Origin of the sequence: Paraburkholderia sp. A1RI_3L, assembly GCF_048957895.1 — a bacterium.
In the GTDB taxonomy this organism is placed as follows: Bacteria; Pseudomonadota; Gammaproteobacteria; order Burkholderiales; family Burkholderiaceae; genus Paraburkholderia; species Paraburkholderia kururiensis.
In genome coordinates, this window is the sequence record NZ_JARCHA010000003.1 from 133,625 (window position 1) to 151,525 (window position 17,901).

At 68.0% G+C, this 17,901-nt stretch carries 15 protein-coding genes; 10 read left to right on the forward strand and 5 right to left on the reverse strand.

Features of this window, described 5'->3' with window-relative positions; genetic code table 11:
- Positions 1 to 54 precede the first annotated feature (54 nt).
- From PXJ20_RS10395 to PXJ20_RS10415, 5 genes are all read right to left on the reverse strand, one after another.
- Positions 55 to 687 carry a response regulator gene (locus tag PXJ20_RS10395; RefSeq protein WP_017776386.1) on the reverse strand — a complete coding sequence of 211 codons (633 nt, stop codon included), beginning with the start codon at positions 685 to 687 and terminating at the stop codon, positions 55 to 57.
- On the reverse strand, positions 684 to 2,708 hold the full coding sequence (locus tag PXJ20_RS10400; RefSeq protein WP_421029527.1) for a response regulator: 2,025 nt from the start codon (positions 2,706 to 2,708) through the stop codon (positions 684 to 686). The genes PXJ20_RS10395 and PXJ20_RS10400 overlap by 4 nt, the downstream gene beginning before the upstream one ends.
- Positions 2,709 to 2,975: 267 nt before the next feature.
- Positions 2,976 to 3,281, reverse strand: a complete 306-nt coding sequence (locus tag PXJ20_RS10405) for a hypothetical protein (protein WP_199539782.1) — start codon at positions 3,279 to 3,281, stop codon at positions 2,976 to 2,978.
- A 389-nt stretch (positions 3,282 to 3,670) separates the two neighbouring features.
- On the reverse strand, positions 3,671 to 4,771 hold the full coding sequence (locus PXJ20_RS10410; RefSeq protein ID WP_413212110.1) for an extracellular solute-binding protein: 1,101 nt from the start codon (positions 4,769 to 4,771) through the stop codon (positions 3,671 to 3,673).
- A 186-nt stretch (positions 4,772 to 4,957) separates the two neighbouring features.
- Positions 4,958 to 5,710, reverse strand: a complete 753-nt coding sequence (locus PXJ20_RS10415) for a helix-turn-helix domain-containing protein (RefSeq protein ID WP_421029528.1) — start codon at positions 5,708 to 5,710, stop codon at positions 4,958 to 4,960.
- Between the two features lie 128 nt (positions 5,711 to 5,838).
- Here PXJ20_RS10415 and PXJ20_RS10420 point away from each other — a divergent pair, with 128 nt between their 5' ends.
- From PXJ20_RS10420 to PXJ20_RS10465, 10 genes are all read left to right on the forward strand, one after another.
- Positions 5,839 to 7,200 (forward strand): MFS transporter, encoded by a 1,362-nt coding sequence (locus PXJ20_RS10420; protein WP_421029529.1) that lies wholly within the window; start codon positions 5,839 to 5,841, stop codon positions 7,198 to 7,200.
- A gap of 114 nt (positions 7,201 to 7,314) precedes the next feature.
- The gene (locus PXJ20_RS10425; protein ID WP_421029530.1) at positions 7,315 to 8,865 is read left to right on the forward strand and encodes an amidase; all 1,551 of its coding nucleotides are present in this window, start codon (positions 7,315 to 7,317) and stop codon (positions 8,863 to 8,865) included.
- 54 nt (positions 8,866 to 8,919) lie between these two features.
- A complete protein-coding gene (locus PXJ20_RS10430; protein ID WP_421029531.1) occupies positions 8,920 to 10,152 on the forward strand; it encodes an NAD(P)/FAD-dependent oxidoreductase in 1,233 nt (410 codons plus the stop codon).
- A 388-nt stretch (positions 10,153 to 10,540) separates the two neighbouring features.
- Positions 10,541 to 11,260: a DUF4396 domain-containing protein gene (locus PXJ20_RS10435; RefSeq protein WP_421029532.1), complete on the forward strand. Its 720-nt coding sequence runs from the start codon at positions 10,541 to 10,543 to the stop codon at positions 11,258 to 11,260.
- A 310-nt stretch (positions 11,261 to 11,570) separates the two neighbouring features.
- A complete protein-coding gene (locus PXJ20_RS10440) occupies positions 11,571 to 12,788 on the forward strand; it encodes an enolase C-terminal domain-like protein (protein ID WP_421029533.1) in 1,218 nt (405 codons plus the stop codon).
- A gap of 273 nt (positions 12,789 to 13,061) precedes the next feature.
- On the forward strand, positions 13,062 to 13,919 hold the full coding sequence (locus PXJ20_RS10445; protein ID WP_421029534.1) for a hypothetical protein: 858 nt from the start codon (positions 13,062 to 13,064) through the stop codon (positions 13,917 to 13,919).
- A gap of 68 nt (positions 13,920 to 13,987) precedes the next feature.
- Positions 13,988 to 14,659, forward strand: a complete 672-nt coding sequence (locus tag PXJ20_RS10450; RefSeq protein WP_421030929.1) for a gluconate 2-dehydrogenase subunit 3 family protein — start codon at positions 13,988 to 13,990, stop codon at positions 14,657 to 14,659.
- Positions 14,649 to 16,316, forward strand: a complete 1,668-nt coding sequence (locus tag PXJ20_RS10455; protein WP_421029536.1) for a GMC family oxidoreductase — start codon at positions 14,649 to 14,651, stop codon at positions 16,314 to 16,316. The genes PXJ20_RS10450 and PXJ20_RS10455 overlap by 11 nt, the downstream gene beginning before the upstream one ends.
- Before the next feature lie 34 nt (positions 16,317 to 16,350).
- Positions 16,351 to 17,361 (forward strand): SDR family oxidoreductase, encoded by a 1,011-nt coding sequence (locus PXJ20_RS10460; RefSeq protein WP_421029537.1) that lies wholly within the window; start codon positions 16,351 to 16,353, stop codon positions 17,359 to 17,361.
- 114 nt (positions 17,362 to 17,475) lie between these two features.
- Positions 17,476 to 17,874: a hypothetical protein gene (locus tag PXJ20_RS10465; protein WP_421029538.1), complete on the forward strand. Its 399-nt coding sequence runs from the start codon at positions 17,476 to 17,478 to the stop codon at positions 17,872 to 17,874.
- Positions 17,875 to 17,901: the final 27 nt, after the last annotated feature.

Sequence of the window (17,901 nt, forward strand, 5' to 3'; positions counted from 1 at the left end):
GGGCGTGGGGTTCAACGCGAGGGCCGAGCGACACCATGCAAGCGCCCAGCGCAACTACTCCGCCACGAGCCCGTGCTTGATCGCGTAGCGGATCAGCTCCGCGTTGTTGGTGAGGTTGAGCTTCTGCATGAGACGCATCTTGTGCGTGCTGATGGTCTTCGCGCTCAGCGCGAAGGCGTCGGCGATGTCGTTGATGCTGCGCCCCGAGGCCAGCATCTGCAGCACCTGGAACTCGCGGTCCGAGAGCACTTCGTGCGGCGGCGCATCGCCTGTATGCGAATCGAACACGATGGCATCCACGAGCTTGGGGTCGATGAAGCGGCCGCCTGCCGCCAGTTTGCGGATTGCGGCGAGCAGGATCTCCGGGTCGCTGTCTTTCGTCACGTAGCCCGTGGCGCCCGCGCGCAGCGCACGCGAGACCACCTGCGCTTCGTTGTGGATGCTCAGCACGAGAATGGGCAGCGCGGGCTGTTCGGTGCGCACGCGCCGGATCAACCCCACGCCGCTGATGCCCGGCATCGTCATGTCGAGCAGCAGCAAGTCGACCTGGCAGGTGCGCAGTTTCTCCACCACTTCGGCGCCGTTGGCGGCTTCCCCGGCCACGACGATGTCGGTGGTGGTGGCGACGATCTGCTTGAGCCCGCCGCGGACGATCGCGTGGTCGTCCGCTATCAGGATATGGATCATTGTGTTGTTCCGCTTTCAGCCGGGATGATCATCGAAACCACCGTGCCCGTGCCCGGCGCGCTGTCGATGCGCAGCGCAGCACCAATCAGCCTCGCTCGTTCCTGCATGCCGAGCAGGCCATAAGAATACCCCTTGCCCGGGGCCTCGGTGTCGAAGCCGCAGCCGTCGTCGCCGATCTGCAAGGCGAAGCCGTCCGTGGTGCTGTCGAGCGTCACGTCCACGCGCGTGGCCCCCGCATGGCGCGCGACGTTGGTGAGCGACGCCTGGGCGATGCGAAACACCGCCGTGGCCGACGCATCGGGCAGCGTGGGCTCGCCGCCGCGCGCCCGGAACTGGCAGATGATGCCGGTACGCCGCGCGAAGTCTTCGGCGAGCCATTCGAGCGCGGAGACAATGCCGAAGTTGAGCGCCGCGGGCCGCAAATGGTTCGAGACGTTGCGCACCATCCAGAGCGTTTTTTCGGCGAGCTCGCGCATGTCGTCGGCTTTGCGCCGCGCCTCGCAGTCCGCGCCAAGACGCATGCGCAACAGCGCCACGTCCATTTTCAGCGCCGTCAAAAGCTGACCCAGTTCGTCGTGGATTTCGAGTGCAATGCGCCGGCGCTCTTCCTCGCGCACGGCTTCCATGTAGCCGCCCAGCTCGCGCAGCCGCTCGCGCGACTCCAGCAATTCCTGTTCGATGAGCTTGCGCCCGGTCACGTCCTGCAGCGTGCCGATCAACCGCAGCGGGCCGCCCGGCGGCGTGGGCGCGGCTTCGGCCTGCAGGCGCACGATGCGGACGGTGGGCTCGCCGCCGTCTGTGCTCACCACGCGGTGGTCGATGCCGTACGCAGGCGTGCCCGCCAGCAGCTCGCGCACCGCCTGCCGCACGGCGGGCCGATCGTCGGGATGCACGGCCTGCAGATAAGTGCGGTAGCTCGGCGCGACGCCCCGCGAGCGGCCGAGAATGCGCCACGTTTCGTCCGACCAGTGCACCATGCCCCGCGCGGCGTCCCAGGCCCAGTCGCCCAGCCGGGCGATGCGCTGGGCGTTCGCGAGGCTCGCCTCGCTTGCGCGCAGCGCCTCTTCGGCCTCCTTGCGCGCCGTGACGTCGCTGAGCCCCACGTAGATGGCGGGCGCGTCGTCGTAGGTGCCCACGCGCGCCGTGGCGATGGCCCAGAACGTCGTGCCGTCGGCGCGGCGCAGCTGGACCTCGGAATTGCCGAAGCTGCCCTCGCGACGCAGATGGTCGATGAGCGCATCGCGCTGCGCGAGGTCCACGCCGAAATCGACGATGTTGGTGCCCCGCGCGACGGCATCGGCGCCGAAGAACAGCGCGCGCATCGGCTGGTTGGTATAGAGGATGTGCCCTTCGGGCATCGAAGCGATGCACAGCGGCACGGGGCTCGCCTCCGCGATGGTGCGAAAGCGCGCTTCGCTCGCAAGATGCTTCGCGTCGGCGCGTCGCCGTTCCTCGATTTGCGCGGTAAGCCGCGCGTTCGCACGGGCAAGCTCTTCGGTGCGGCGGGCGACGCGTTCCTCCAGCGCCTCGCGGATGCGGGCCAGCGCGGCTTCGGTGCGCGCGCGCACGGCCACTTCGTCGGCGAGTTCGCGGTGCCAGGCGGCAAGCTGGCGCCGCATGCCGCGCAGGGCGAGTTGCGTGTTGATGCGCGCCACCACTTCGGGCAGACGCAGCGGCTTGGTCACGTAGTCCGCGCCGCCCGCGGCGAAGCCTTCTGTGAGGTCGGTGGCGTCGGTCATCGCTGCCATGAAGACGACGGCGATGTCGCGTGTGCGTGGGTGCGCCTTGAGCCGGCGGCAGGTCTCGAAGCCGTCGATGCCGGCCATCTCCACGTCGAGCAGGATCACGTCGGGCTGGGCGTACTTCGCGCGCTCGATCGCCTCGGTACCGTCGAGCGCCATCAGCACGCGAAAGCCCCGGTCGGCGAGGCCTTCCATGACGACGGCGAGAGCGGCCGGCGTGTCGTCGACGATCAGGATGGAGGGCGGCCCCGCAGCGTCGGAATCGAAGTGGCTCATCATGGTGGCTGGCTGGCTGGTGGCTGGCTTGGGCTCCCACGTTGCCTATGACTGCGCCCGGCGGCTCTTTGCTGCGGGTTGTTGCTGGTTGCTGATCGCTGCCGGGTTCTTCCGGCTATCCGTCGCCGCTCGCCGTGGCCGCAGCCGTGGCCCGCAGCTTTTTCTAGCCGCCGTGGCGGGCGATCGGCTCGCTGCCGCTGCCAGCCGTGGCCCATCAGACCTCTCCGTGGTACCCGTGGTACCGGCCGCCCAGAAGTCGCGTGTGGCCCGCTAGCGCCCCGCCTTCTGCCCGGCAAGGGGCGATTCCACGAGCGCCTCGTCCACGCAGCGGATCAGCGTGGCAAGCGTCAAAGCGGCCGATGCGTCCAGCGCGTCGGGATGCGAACTCTGCAACTCGCGCAGCGTGTCGCGCATGCGACGAATGGCTCTCGCGCTACCGTCCGCGAGCGGCCAGCAGTGCAGCAGATAGGTGAGCGGCACGACACTGCGCGTTTCGCACCACGTGTCGAAGAGGCACATGCAAGCACGCTCGACGCGCGCCTGCACGGCCTCGCGCTCGGACAACAGACTGGACATGATAAAAAAACCGCTCCCCGCAAATGGCGATACCGACAGCTGGCATGCTCTTGTTGCGCCTGTTCAGGCGGGCGCACGACTCATCGCCTCGGTAACCGCCTTGAAACCCGCTACGACAACAGCAACAACGATGTTCGCGCAGCGGTCCTGGCCGTGATCTCCGCATTGATCTCCGCAGCGACCTCATTAGCCGCTTCATGCGCTCCCATGCGACATGGTAGGAGCGGGCGCGCCTGCTTTCCGTCGGGAAGGCCGGAATCGGCGCGGGATAGGTGCTGAATCGCGTGTCAGGAAATCCTTAGGGCCCACTGCAGGCCGTGGCTGGCCGCGCGGGTGGGCAATCACCGGCGCCGGCTGTCGGCCTACCGGCTACTAGCTGCCGGCGCCGGCTACTGCGCGATCGTGCGCTTCCATCGCGCGTCCCATTCGGTGCGATGCGCGTTGATGGCGTCCCAGTCGACCACGGTCACCCTGCGCACCAGGTCGCTCAGGTCGCCGACGCTCTTGCGCATGGCGGGCGTGGTCGCGGCATCGCGGTTCGTTGGAATCTGCCGGCCGGCCGCGGCGGCCTTCGTTTGCGCCTCGGCCGAAAGCAGGTACTGCGCGAGCTTCTGGGCAAGTGCGGGATCGGGGTTGTCCTTCACGACGCACAGGTCCACGAGCAGGAGCACGGCGCCCTCTATCGGATTCACGTAGGCAACGGGCACGCCCCTGTCCTCCATGTCGCCCACGGCGGTGGGCGAAAGCGGAAAGAGGCCCGCCATGCCGCTCTCGATCATCTGCGCAAGCTTCGCCGAGTTCGGAATGTACGCGACCACGTTCGGGCCCACCGTGCTCGCCCATTTCGTGAAGCCGGGCTCGACGTCCCGGTCGCTGCCGCCCAGCAGACGGTTGATGGCGAGAAAGCCATGCAGCCCGAACGTGCTGGTGGCCGCGGATTGAAACACCACTTTGCCCCGGTATTTGGGATTGGCGAAGTCCATCCACGAACGGGGCGGCGCCCAGCCCTTCTGCGCGAAGAGTTTCGTGTTGTAGCCGATGCCCGTCATGCCGAGCTGGACCCCCGCGCCGATGTCGTCCTTCATGCGCGCGAACGGATACAGCTCGCGCAGCGCGGGCGAGTCGTCGAGCTTCTGGCATACGCCGCTATTCACCGCGCGCGCCATCACGCCGTCGTCGAGAAAGGCCACGTGCATGGACGGATGCGCACGGCTCGCCAGCAATTTCGCAAGCGTTTCCGACGAGGTGCCGGGCACCACCGTCACCTTCACGTTGTTGGCCTTCTCGAAGTCGGGCAGCACCTGGCTCGTGTACGCCCTTTCCATCGGACCACCGTTCATGCCGATGTAGACGGTCGTCGTCTGCGCCTGAACCGGCGCTGGCGCGGCGAGGCCGAAGGCCAGCGCGACGGCGAGCGCGGCCGTCACCGTCGCGCCGCGCGCAGTGCAAAGCGCGACGGCCCTCGCCGCGAAGGTGCTGCACAGCTTCATCGTGGGTCTCCTCGTTGGACTTCGACAATAGCGGTGGTGCGGGCAAATGGTACTGGAGGTGCGTGGGGTAAGGTCGTGTAAGGTCGCGCGAAATCACGCCGGGTCGCATGAAGTCACGCCAGGCCCGCGTGACTTCGCGTCAAACTTCGCGGCCGGCGAACCGGCATGCGTCGCGCGATGCGTCGCTCAGATCGCTTCGGGCGGCCGCGGCGCGTCGGTGTCCGTCTCCACACAGCACACGAGCACTTCGGCGTCGCCCTTCCCCGTGCTCAGGTAGACGTGGCCCATCGAGCTGTCGAAGTAAAGACTGTCGCCCGGCTTGAGCGCGTAGGCGGTGCCGTTCTCGAAACGCAGTTCGAGCGCGCCCTGCAACAGGAACACGAATTCCTCGCCGCTGTGGCGGATGTAGTCGGGAAAGTCCGCGAGCGAACGCGCACGCACGTGGGCGCGCATGGGCACCATGCGCTTGCCGGTGAGGTCGGCGGCGAGCATGCCGTACTCGTAATTGGGCGTGTCGTAGATCATCTGCTCGCCGGACGCCGTGAACGACGGCGTCATCGGCGCCTCGCGCGTGCGGGCCGCGTTGGGCGCGGCGCGTCCGAAGAGCGCGTCGAAGTCGAGCTGCAAGGCGTGGGCCAGCGCGGCGAACTTGTCGTAGGTGAGCGCGATGTCGCCGCGTTCGGCCTTGGAGATGGTGGACACCGCGATGCCGGACTGCTCCGAAAGCTGCATGAGCGTAAGCCGCCGCGCCTTGCGCGCATCGCGCAGCCGGCCGCCTACGGCCTTGTGGTCGGTCTGTGCTGATTTCGGCTGTGAAGATGAAGACGAAGCCGACGATGAAACCGGCAGCGCCACCCCGGGCGCCGTGGCATCGGCAGCAGCCTGCGGCGCGGCGGCCGGCACGGAGCGAGCGTGGGAACGGACGACAGATTTGGCCATGTGAAAACTGGAGCGTGAGATCTCGCCCCGGTGTGTGAATTCGGGCGAGGGTTTTGTCGTATACGAGAATTATTTTTTTCTCGTATAGGATAACCGCATCCCAGAGCCACGCTGAAGGAGCCGCCGCTGTGTCCACTCTCGCATTGCAAAAGGCGGGCCTCTCGAAGGCCCAGGTCATCGCCGCGACGACGCTCGGCACGGCGCTCGAGTACTACGACTTCACGATCTACAGCTTCTTCGCCATCCAGATCGGTCAGCTGTTCTTCCCGGCCGCGTCGCCCGTGAACCAGTTCCTGCTCTCCATCGGCGTGTTCGGGGTGGGCTTCGTGGTGCGGCCGCTCGGCGGCATCGTGATTGGCGGCTATGCCGACCGCGTGGGCCGCAAGAAGGCGATGGTGCTCACCATCATGCTCATGGCCGCCAGTTGCGCGTTGATCGCGACCGCGCCGACCTACGCCGTGGCCGGCATGGCCGCGCCCTTCATCGTGCTCGGCGCGCGCCTGCTGCAAGGCTTCGCCGCGGGCGGCGAGTTCGGCCCGGGCACGACGCTGCTCATCGAGCACGCGTCCGACAACACACGGGCGTTCTTCGCGAGCTGGAATTTCGCCGCCATCGCGTTGGGCATCGCGCTCGGCGCGGTGGTAGCGACCATCGTGAACGCGGCACTGCCGAAAGACGCGCTGCTCGCCTGGGGCTGGCGCATTCCGTTCCTGCTCGGCATCGTCGCGGCGCCGGTCGGCATGCTGATCCGGCAGCGCCTCGAAGAAACGCTCAGCGGCGAGGCCGATCGGGATGCATCCGCCCACGCCTACGCAGCCCAGGCCTCCACGACCCCGGCACCCCGCAAGGCGTCGGCATCGTCCACAGACACAGGGCGTTACGCCGCACTGAAAGCCGCCCTCACCACGCACCTCAAGCTCACGGTGCTCGGCACCTTTGCCGAACTGGGCGGCTCGGTATCCGTCTACATCACCGCGTTCTTCCTGCCGAGCTACGCCGTGCGCACGCTGCATCTGCCGCAGACGGCGGCCGTCGTGTCGGGCATCGTGAGTTCGCTCGTGCTGTTCGTGGCCGCGCCGCTCGCCGGCAAGCTCGCTGACCGCTTCAGCCGCAAGCGCGTGCTGGTCGTCTCGCGCGTCGTTTTGCTGGTGACGGTTTATCCTGCGTTTGCGTGGCTCTCGGCCGAGCCGTCGACGCTCCTGCTCTGCGCCGTCTCCGCGTTCCTTGGGGTCTTCGTGGCGGGGCACATCGTGCCGGTGCTCGTGATGATTCCGGAGCTGTTTCCGAAGCCCGTGCGCGCCACGGGCATCGCCCTCACCTACGTGGTGAGCGCGTCGTTCTTCGGCGGCTTTTCTCCGTTCATTGCGAGCTGGCTCGTGGCGCTGACGGGCAACGTGCTGGCGCCCGCGTGGTATGTCGCCGCGGCCTGCGCCGTATCGCTCGTGCCGGTGATCTGGCTGCGCGACCGCACGGGCGAAGTGTTGACGTAACCCGTTGACGTAACCCGTTGGCGTAATTCGTTGACGTAACCCGTTGGCGTAATTCATTGACCTGGCTCGCTGGCGCGAGCCTGTTCACCTTCATCCGACTCCGGAACCGTACTCATGTCCGAACCCGTGTCCGCCCCTTCAATCGATCGCCACGAGCTGGTCGCGCGCAGCGCTGTCGAGCTGCGCCGTCTGATCGGCGCAAAAGAGATCTCGCCCGTCGAACTGCTCGAGGCCTGCATCGCGCGCATCGAAGCCCTCAACCCCGCCGTCAACGCCATCACCGCGACCGACTACGCCGCCGCCCGCGCCGCAGCCCAAGCCGCCGAGCGCAAGGTGCTGGCGGGCGAGCCGCTCGGTCTCCTGCACGGCCTGCCGCTCGGCGTGAAGGATCTCGAAGACACGGCCGGCCTGCTCACCACCTACGGCTCGCCGATGTCGCGCGCCAACGTGCCCGCGCACGACGTCGTGCTGGTGGAGCGCCTGCGCGCGGCGGGCGCCATCGTCGTGGCGAAGACCAACGTGCCCGAACTGGGCGCGGGCGCGAACACGCGCAACCCGGTGTGGGGCGCCACGGGCAACCCGTTCAACCCCGAACTCAACGCGGGCGGGTCGTCAGGCGGCTCCGCTGCCGCACTCGCCTGCGACATGCTGCCCGTCTGCACGGGCTCGGACACAGGCGGCTCGCTGCGCATTCCCGCCGCCAAATGCGGCGTGGTGGGCTTTCGTCCGTCGCCGGGGCTCGTGCCGAACTCGCGCCGGCTGCTGGGCTGGACGCCCATTTCGGTCGTGGGTCCGATGGGCCGCACGGTCGCCGAAACCGCGCTGCAACTCGCAGCCACCGCGGGTCTTTCGGCAAGCGACCCGCTCAGCTACGAAACCGATCCGCTCAGCTTCGCCACCCTGCCCGCCTTCGATCTCTCCACGCTGCGCGTGGGCTTCACCGAAGACTTCGGCTGCTGCGACGTCGACGACGACATTCGCGCCGTGTTCCGCGCGCGCATGGCGGCGCTCGCGCCTTGGGTTCGCACCTGCGAGCCCGTGCCGTTCGATCTGGGCGACGCGCACCGCGCCTTCGACGTGATCCGCGCCGAGAGCTTCGTGGCGGGCCTGCGCGACGCGTATGCACGCGACCCGAGCGCGCTCGGTCCCAACACGCGCGCGAACTACGAGATGGGCGCCGCGATGACGCTCGCCGACAGCGCCTGGGCGCAAACCGAGCAGACGCGCCTTTTCCGCCGCTTCCAGGCCGCGTTCGAGCGCTACGACGTGATCGTCTCGCCCACCACGCCGGTCTCGCCGTTTCCGTGGCGCGAACTGTACGCAGCGCAGATCAACGGCCGCGCGCAGGAGAACTACTATCGCTGGCTCGCCCTCACGTACGTGGTGACGCTCACCACGCACCCGGCGCTCTCGCTGCCGTGCGGTGTGGATCACGCAGGCATGCCGTTCGGCTTGCAGATCATCGGACCCTTCCACGGCGACCTGAAGACGCTCGCAGTGGCGCAGGCGCTGGAGCAGGCATTCGACGCGGTGCCTGCGCTGCGTCGTCCGCGGCCCGATCTGTCGAAGCTCACGCAGCCGAACCCGTCGCTCAAGTCCATCGTGACGGCGCCGCCCGTGTTCGGCGCGGCAGCTGGCGAGCGCGAGGGTATCTCGGTGGCCTAAGGCCCCGCGTCGCGGCACGCTCACAACAACACAACGAAACAAGGAATCGCTGCAATGAAGTTCGATGCCGTCGTACTCGGCGCAGGCATGGTGGGGGTCTCCGTCGCGCTGCATCTGCAACAGCGCGGACTCGCGGTCGCGCTCGTGGATCGCCGCGCGCCCGGCTACGAAACCTCGTTCGGCAACGCCGGGCTCATTCAGCGCGAGGGCGTGTATCCGTACGCCTTTCCGCGCAACTTCGGCACCCTGCTGCGCTATGCGCTCAACCGTTCCACCGACGTGCGCTACCACGCGTCCGCGCTGCCCCGCCTGCTGCCGTTCCTCTGCCGCTACTGGTACAACTCGCGGCCCGATCGTCACGCGACCATCGCACGCGCGTATTCCACGCTGATCGAGCATTGCATTACCGAGCATCGCGCGCTGATCGAGGCCTCGGGCGCGGGCGATCTGCTGCGCACCGGCGGCTGGGTCAAGGTGTTTCGCACGGCGCAGAAGTTCGAAGCGGAGCAACGTCAGGCGCGCCGCTGGAACACGGAGTACGGCGTGCAGTTCGACGTGCTCGACGCCGCACGCCTGCAACACGACGAACCGTGGCTCAGCCACGACCTCATGGGCGGACTGCGCTATACGGACTCGGATTCGGTGAGCGATCCGAACGCACTCGTCACGGCCTATGCGCGCCATTTCGTGCGACTGGGCGGCCGCATCCTGACGGGCGACGCGACTACGCTCGAACCTGGCTGGCGCGTGACTACCGACGCAGGCGTAATCGAAGCGCGTTCGGCGGTGGTGGCAATGGGCCCCTGGTCCGACCTCGTCACGACCAGGCTCGGCTACCACCTGCCGCTCGCCGTGAAGCGCGGCTATCACATGCACTACGCTGCACAAAACGGCGCGCGTCTCAACCAGCCCGTGCTGGATGCCGAGATCGGCTACCTCATCACGCCGATGGCGCGCGGCATTCGCCTCACCACGGGCGCCGAGCTTGCGTTGCGCGATGCGCCGCCCACGCCGGCCCAGCTCGACGCGGTGGAGCCCATCGCGCGCAAGGTGTTTCCGCTGGGCGAACGTCTGGATGCCACGCCGTGGCTGGGCCGCCGCCCATGCACGCCGGACATGATGCCCGTGATCGGCCCGGCGCCGCGCCATGCCGACCTGTGGTTCGCGTTCGGCCATGCGCATCACGGCCTCACGCTCGGGCCGGTCACGGGACGGCTGATTGCCGAGATGGTGACGGGCACGCAGCCGGTGGTGGATCCGCGGCCGTTCAGGGCCGACCGGTTTTGATGGGGTGCGGGCCTGAGGTTGCGCGTGCGCGCCGCAGGTTGCCTGCGGCTGCATTAGCTAGCTGCATGGGCCACCTGCATGAGCTAGCTGCATTTGCCAGTTGCGTGGGCTAGCTGCATTAGCCAGTTGCCTGAGCCAGCCGCCTGAACCCTCCTCTCGCGCGCTTTTCCCCGCACGCTGTTCCCGTCTGCAACACGAAGCGCGCCCACGGTTCCCGACCGCGGGCGCGCTTCGTGCTGAACGGGTCGACGTGCCAGACGCAACGTGCGGCCCGTGTTGCGCGATCAATCGCAATAGCTCTGATCGACAAACACCGCGCCGGCCCCGTTCGTGCCGCGCATCGTCTCGGCCTCTTTCCAACGCACCGGTTGTATCTGCGAGGACTCTCATGCCACCCTGGCTCGCTCAGGCGGCAGCGGTGTGGCTACCGCTTTCCGTGCTCGCCGCGCTCTACGTCGCCGCGGACGTCTTGTCGCCCCGGCACCGGCCGCCCATGCGCGTGATGGCGTTCGTCTGGCCGTTGACGGTGCTTTATTGGGGACCTGTGGGGCTGATCTTTTATTTGTGGTTCGGTCGCGCGAACAGCGCGGGTTCACATGGCGTGCAACATGCCCACGGCGAACACAGCCAGCCGAGCAGCAAGCACGCTTTTTCGTCATCGCCATCACGCCCCATGTGGCAAGCCGTGTTCGAAGGCGCGGCACACTGCGGCGCGGGCTGCGCGCTCGGCGATTTCATCGGCGACTGGCTCGCCTACGGTACCCGGTTCCGGCCGTGGGGCTCGGTGTTCGCGGGCAAGGTGATGATCGGCTTCGTGCTCGCTTACGTGCTCGGCATCGTGTTCCAGTTCTTCGCGATTGCGCCCATGCGCGGCCTCGGCGTGCGCGCGGGACTCGTGCAGGCCATCAAGGCCGACACGCTCTCGCTCGTCGCTTACGAAGTGGGCATGTTCGTCGTGATGTGGATCACGTCCCACACCTTTGCCGGGCTCACGCCGAAAACGCTCGCCTATTGGCTACCGATGCAGTGGGCCATGCTCGCAGGCTTCGCCACCACGTATCCGGTCAACGTGTGGCTGATCGCGCGCGGCATCAAGGAACGCATGTAGCGCGTGTAGCGTACGAGCCCTCGCGCTCGCCCCCGGTTTCGTTTTCTGCAACCGCGCTCTCTCGCTCAATGCCGCTGAAAGTCCGGTAAAAATTCCAGGCAATGCAACGGCACCGCCCTTGCCACCGCTGCGAATGACCACGAATGGCCACGAATGGTCACCGTCGCGCGCATGCCCACTCTCTCGCTTACGTGCTGCAAGGAACGAATGTTGCGCGCGCCTCGTGGGCGGAGGTCGGAACGACGTCCGCATGCAAGTGCCATCAGCACGCTGTCAAGCGCAGCAGACGAACCCACAGGCGACGAACGAAATGAACGACGCGCCCTCATCGCGCGAATCACGCGAACCGCGAACGGAGTCCACCGGCAAAACGGACCTCACCGACGGATACGAGCGCCGCTTCGGCCCGCGCATCACCGCCCTGCGCGCCGCGGCCTACACCGTTCCTGCCGAAAGCCCCGAGGCCGACGGCACCTTCAGCTGGAACGCCACCACGCTCGTGGTCGCGCAGATCGACGCGGGCGGCGAAACGGGACTCGGCTACACGTATTCCGACGCCTGCGTGGCGAGCCTGATACGCGACACGCTCGCGCCCGTGCTCATGCACGCGGACCCGGGCGACACCGGCGTGCTGTGGCTGCGCATGCAGCAGCGCGTGCGCAACCTGGGGCGCGCGGGACTTGCCGCCACGGCCATTTCGGCGCTCGACTGCGCGCTCTGGGACCTCAAGGCGAAGCTGCTGCACGCGCCGCTCGCCCAGGTGCTCGGCATGGCGCGCGAATCGGTGCCCATCTACGGCAGTGGAGGCTTCACGAACTACACCGATGCGCATCTCGCGGAACAATTGGGCCGCTGGGTCGCACACGACGGTTGCCGCGCCGTGAAGATGAAAGTGGGCAGCGAGCCGGCGCGCGACCCCGACCGCGTGAAGCACGCGCGCGCGGCGATCGGTACAGGCGGAGCAGGCGGTTCGAGCGATTCAGGCAGCACAGGCGCCGAACTCTTCGTCGATGCGAACGGCGCACTTTCGGTACAGCAGGCACTGCGCGCCGCCGATGCATTCGCGCCCTACGGCGTGACGTGGTTCGAAGAGCCGGTGAGTTCGGACGACACCGCGGGCCTGCACGCCATCCGTCTGCGCGCGCCCGCGGGCATGGACATCGCCGCGGGCGAATACAGCTACACCGCCGACGATTCGCGCCGCCTGCTCGAAGCGCGCGCCGTCGACGTGCTGCAGGCCGACGCAAGCCGCTGCGGCGGCGTGACGGGCTTCATGCAGGCCGCGCGTCTTGCCGATGCATGGCACGTGCCGCTCTCCGCGCACTGTGCGCCGGCGCTGCATCTGCACGTGGCCGCCGCGGTGCCGGGCCTGCGTCATCAGGAGTGGTTCCACGACCACGTGCGCATCGAAGCGATGCTGTTCGACGGCGCACCCGTGCCGCGCAACGGTGCCATTGCGCCGGACCTCGCGCGGCCCGGCTGCGGCCTCGCCTTTCGCTACGCGGATGCGCGGCAGTTCGCCGTGTGAGCCGCCGCGCCACGATGCCAGGACGTCATGGCGCAATGCCGCCACAGCAAGGAGAGAACAACGGATGAACATGCGATGAACGATCAAGGTCACTCTTTTCTGTCGCTCTGCGGTGTGGCCGGCGCCGTGGGCCTCGCCGCGTTCGCTCTTGTACGCGGTGCCCACCACGACGATGACCGTGCCGCCGACGAAGGAGCCACCCCCGCGCCTAACCTCGGGTCCAGCGCTGGCTTCGCCGCTCGCACCCGCCTGCCACGCACCTCGGCGAACACCATGCCCGCCACCCGCCCCGCCACCCGCGAGCGCGACGGCACGCTCGTGCACGAGCACATCCTCGCGGCCCGCGCGTTCAACCGCAGTTCAGCCCTGCTCGCGTGGTCAGCGTTGACGGACAGCGGCATCGAACACTATCGCGGGTCGTTCGAGAATCGCGCCATGTATGCGCCGCTCGTGGCCGGCGCGCTCGCACTCGCCGCGGGCGCGCACGGCGGCACGGACCGCACGCCGGGGCTGCATGCGCTGCGACACGCGGCGTATCGCCTCGCGGCAACGGTCGGCGTGGTGGGCACGGGGTTCCATCTCTACAACGTGACGAAGCGGCCCGGGCAGTTGAGCTGGCACAACCTGTTCTACGGCGCGCCGCTTGGCGCGCCCATGGCGTTGCTGCTCTCCGGCGTGCTCGGCGCTGTGGCCGAACGGCTGCGCGACGAGCCCGCCGAAGACCCGCAACTCTTCGGCATGCCTGCGGGCAAGGCGCTCGCGCTGGTTTCCGCCGTGGGGCTGGTGGGCACCCTGGGTGAGGTCGCGTTGCTGCACTTTCGCGGCTCGTTCCAACATCGCGCGATGTATGCGCCCGTGGTCGTAGCGCCCATCAGCGCGGGGCTGCTCGCGTGCGCCGCGCTCGGTGAGCCGCGCGAGCGCTGGTGGACCCGGCTGTGGCTGCGCGTCACCGCAGCGCTAGGCGGCATCGGCGTGGCCTTTCATGCGCGCGGCATCGCGCGCTATCAGGGCGGCTGGCGCGCGTGGACGCAGAACGTGCTCAACGGTCCGCCACTGCCCGCGCCGCCCTCGTTCACGGCCCTCGCGCTCGCGGGGCTCGCGGCATTGCGTATGAGGAGCACGGAAAGATGAAGCATGGTTTGTCGACATCGTCGCCGGTACATGACCGATCGTCGGGCCGCTATCCAGGCTATGACGTCATGCGCAAGCGCGACACCGTGTCGTGGGACGACGCGACGCGCGCCGTGATCGACCATCGGCTCGCGCAGCGCGACGTCGCGCGCTTTTGCAACGAAGCGCAATGGCAGACGCTGCAGGCGTTGTGTGCCGCGATCATTCCGCAGGCCGCGCGTCCAACGTCAAACGGCAGTAAAGGCAATGACGCGGACGATGCCGCAACACACGAACCCGCCGTGCCCCTCGCCGCCTACATCGACGCCAAACTCGCCGACGACGTGCGCGACGGCTTTCGCGACGCTCGGCTGCCGCCGCTGCGCGAAGCCTGGCAAACCGGTCTCGCGGCGCTCGATGCGGCGAGCCGCACGCGTCACCGCGTGCCCTTCGCGCAACTCGACAACGCATCACGCGACGACCTGATTCGCGACATGCAGCGCGGCGCGCTCGATGGCCCCGAGTGGCACGGCATGCCGAGCGGTCTCTTCTTCACCGAGCGCGTGCTGCACGACCTCGGCTCCGCGTACTACGGACATCCGCAGTCGTGGAGCGAGATCGGCTTCGGCGGCCCGGCAAATCCGCGCGGCTATGTACGCATGCAAGCCAATCGCCGCGACCCGTGGGAGCCCGCCGAGGCACACGACACCACGCCCGCAGACATGGCGCGCGTGGAACGGGAGAACCGCCGTGTCCGATGACGCGCTCACCGATTCCCTGACCGACGCCCTGCACCACCCGCGCGGCAAGCACGGCCGCGCGCCCGACGTCTTCACGCGCGGCGGCTGGGTGCCGATGCGCGAGTACCGCCAGGACGAGCCCGTGGACTTCGCGATCGTCGGCACCGGCGCGGGCGGCGGCACGCTTGCCTGTCGGCTTGCGGAGCACGGTTTCAAGGTGGTTGCGCTCGATGCAGGGGCCTGGTGGCGTCCGCTCGAAGAATTCGCCTCCGACGAAACGCACCAGTCCAAGCTCTACTGGACCGACGAACGCCTCTGCGACGGCGACCATCCGTTGAAACTCGGCAGCAACAACAGCGGCAAGGCCGTGGGCGGCAGTACCGTGCATTTCGCCATGGTGTCGCTGCGCTTTCGCCCCGAGTGGTTCAAGTCGCGCAGCCTGCTCGGCTACGGCGCGGACTGGCCCATCGACTGGCGCGAGATGTGGCGCTACTACAGCGAAGTGGAAGACGCGCTAAAAATTTCAGGCCCCGTGCGCTACCCGTGGGGGCCGCCGCGGCCGCGCTATCCGTATCGCGCGCACGAGTTGAACGCCTCGGCGCTCGTGCTCGCACGCGGTTGCGAGGCGCTCGGCATTCCGTGGACGCCCACGCCGCTCGCCACCGTCTCCGCACCGCGCGGCGCGGCGCATCCGTGCGTCTATCGCGGCTTCTGCGTGACGGGCTGCGCGACCAACGCGAAGCAAAGCGCGCTCGTCACGTGGATACCGCGTGCGCTGCGCGCCGGTGCCGAGATTCGCGACCTCGCGATGGCCGGCCGCATCTCCGTGAACGATCAGGGCCGCGTGGACGGCGTCGAGTACTTCCGCGAAGGGCGCTGGCAATTCCAGCACGCGCGCAACGTCGTGGTGGCGGGCTATGCGATCGAAACGCCGCGCCTCTTGCTGATGTCGGCCACGCCGCGCTTTCCCGACGGTCTCGCGAACAGCTCGGGTCTCGTCGGCAAGAACCTGATGGTGCAGTCGAACCAGGCCGTCTGGGGCCTCATGGACGAAGAAATCCGCTGGTACAAGGGGCCGCCCTCGCTCGCGATGACCGAGCACTGGAACTACACCGACAAAGGCAAGGACTTCTTCGGCGGCTATTGCTACATGAGCCAGGGGCCGCTGCCGAAGGCATGGGCCGCGGTGCAAACGGGACGCGGGCTGTGGGGCGACGCGCTCGCCGCCGAGATGGAGCAGTACAACCATCAGGCGGGCCTCAAGATCGTGGGCGAAACGCTGCCGCAGGAACGCAACCGCGTCACGCTTGCCGACGAAAAAGACCCGTACGGCCTGCCCATTGCGCGCGTCACGCATTCGTACTGCGAAAACGACCTGAAACTCGTGGAGCACTCGCTGGAATTCATGCAGCGCGCGCTCGAAGCGGCGGGCGGGCGCAACGTCTGGAAGCAGCACGACGACACCTGCCATCTCAACGGCACGGCGCGCATGGGCGACGACCCGCGCACGAGCGTCGTGAACGCCGACTGCCGCAGCTGGGACATTCCGAATCTCTGGGTCTGCGACGGCTCGGTGTTCCCCACCGTAGGCGGCGTGAACCCGTCGCTCACCATCCAGGCCATTGCGTGCCGCACCGCGGATCGCATCGCGACGCTGCGCTCGCGCGGCGAACTCTGATGACTCCCCACACAAGCACAAAGGAGACAACGTCATGCCGTTCCTTTCACGCACACCGAAAGTCGTAGTCGTTACGGGCGCGAGCGCAGGCGTGGGCCGCGCGACGGCGCTGTGCTTTGCGCAGCGAGGCGCCAACGTGGCGCTCATCGCGCGCGATGCCGAGGCGCTCGAAACCGTCGCCGACGGCATTCGGCAGCTGGGCGCCCGCGCCCTGCCCGTTGCGCTCGACATGAGCGACGCCGACGCCGTGCACGCCGCCGCGGATCGCGTGGAACGCGAACTGGGCCCCATCGACGTGTGGGTCAACAACGCGATGGTGACGGTGTTCGCTCCCATCACGGAGATTGAACCCGCGGAGTTCGCGCGCGTCACGGACGTGACCTACCACGGCTACGTGTGGGGCACGATGGCCGCGCTCGCGCATATGCGGCCGCGCAATCGCGGCACGATCGTGCAGGTGGGCTCGGCGCTCGCGTATCGCGCCATTCCGCTGCAATCGGCGTATTGCGGCGCCAAGTTCGCCATACGCGGCTTCACCGACGCATTGCGCAGCGAGCTGCTGCACGAGAAAAGCCGCGTGCACGTAACGATGGTGCAGATGCCCGCGCTCAACACGCCGCAATTCGACTGGGCGCTCTGCCGCCTGCCGGGCGAGCCGCGGCCCGTCGCGCCTGTCTACGAACCGGAGGTGGCCGCGCGCGCCATCTTCTGGGCCGCCACCCACAAGCGGCGCGAACTCGACGTGGGCTTCTCGTCCGTGAAGGCGATTTTTGCGAACCGGATCGCGCCGGCATGGCTCGACCGCTATCTCGCACACCATGCGTGGCGCGGCCAGCAGCGCAAGACGCCTACCGACCCCGCGCGCCCCGTCGACCTCTGGGACCCGGTGCCCGACAAGCATCGCCTGCGCGGCGCGTTCGGCGACGAAGCGCGCGCCACCAGCGCCGCGTTGTGGCTGGACACGCATCGGCGCACGGCGTTCGCCGCGGCGACCCTCGCGCTTGCCGCGCTCTTCGCGTGGCGCAGGCGGGGAGGCGACGTATAGGGACGGTGCAGGCGCCTCGCGCGCCCAGCGCGGCCGACGTGGCACCGTCCTTGCGACCTCGGCACATGTGATCGGTCTCACGCCGGTCTCATGCTGAAATGAGGAGGAATCAGGATGGCTAACGAAACACGAAGGCAAGTCAGAAGCGAAGCACGGCGTTCGCTGCCGCAGTTCGACCGCCCCTTCCGCGTGTTCGCTCATAACGGCCGGGTGCTCGCGCAAAACGTTGCGGGCAAGCTGATCGACATCGGCGCAATGGACCGCGCGGAAGGCACGGCATGCTCTGTGCGTCTCGACGTGGATGGCATCGAAACCGGCCCGCAGCCTGATGAGGAAGCAGCGCTGCGCGCGCTCGTACCGCTCTTGAGCTTCGATTACCTCGATGCGCTTTTCACGAGCGAAGCCGATGCGCGCTTCGAGGGTCTGCTCGACGATCTGCCGCACGTCATCTTTACGCTGCCCGAGACGATGCCGCACGAGATGGCGCAAGGCCGGCCACGCCAGCTGTTCTGAGCGAACGAAAGCGCGCGCTCATGCTGC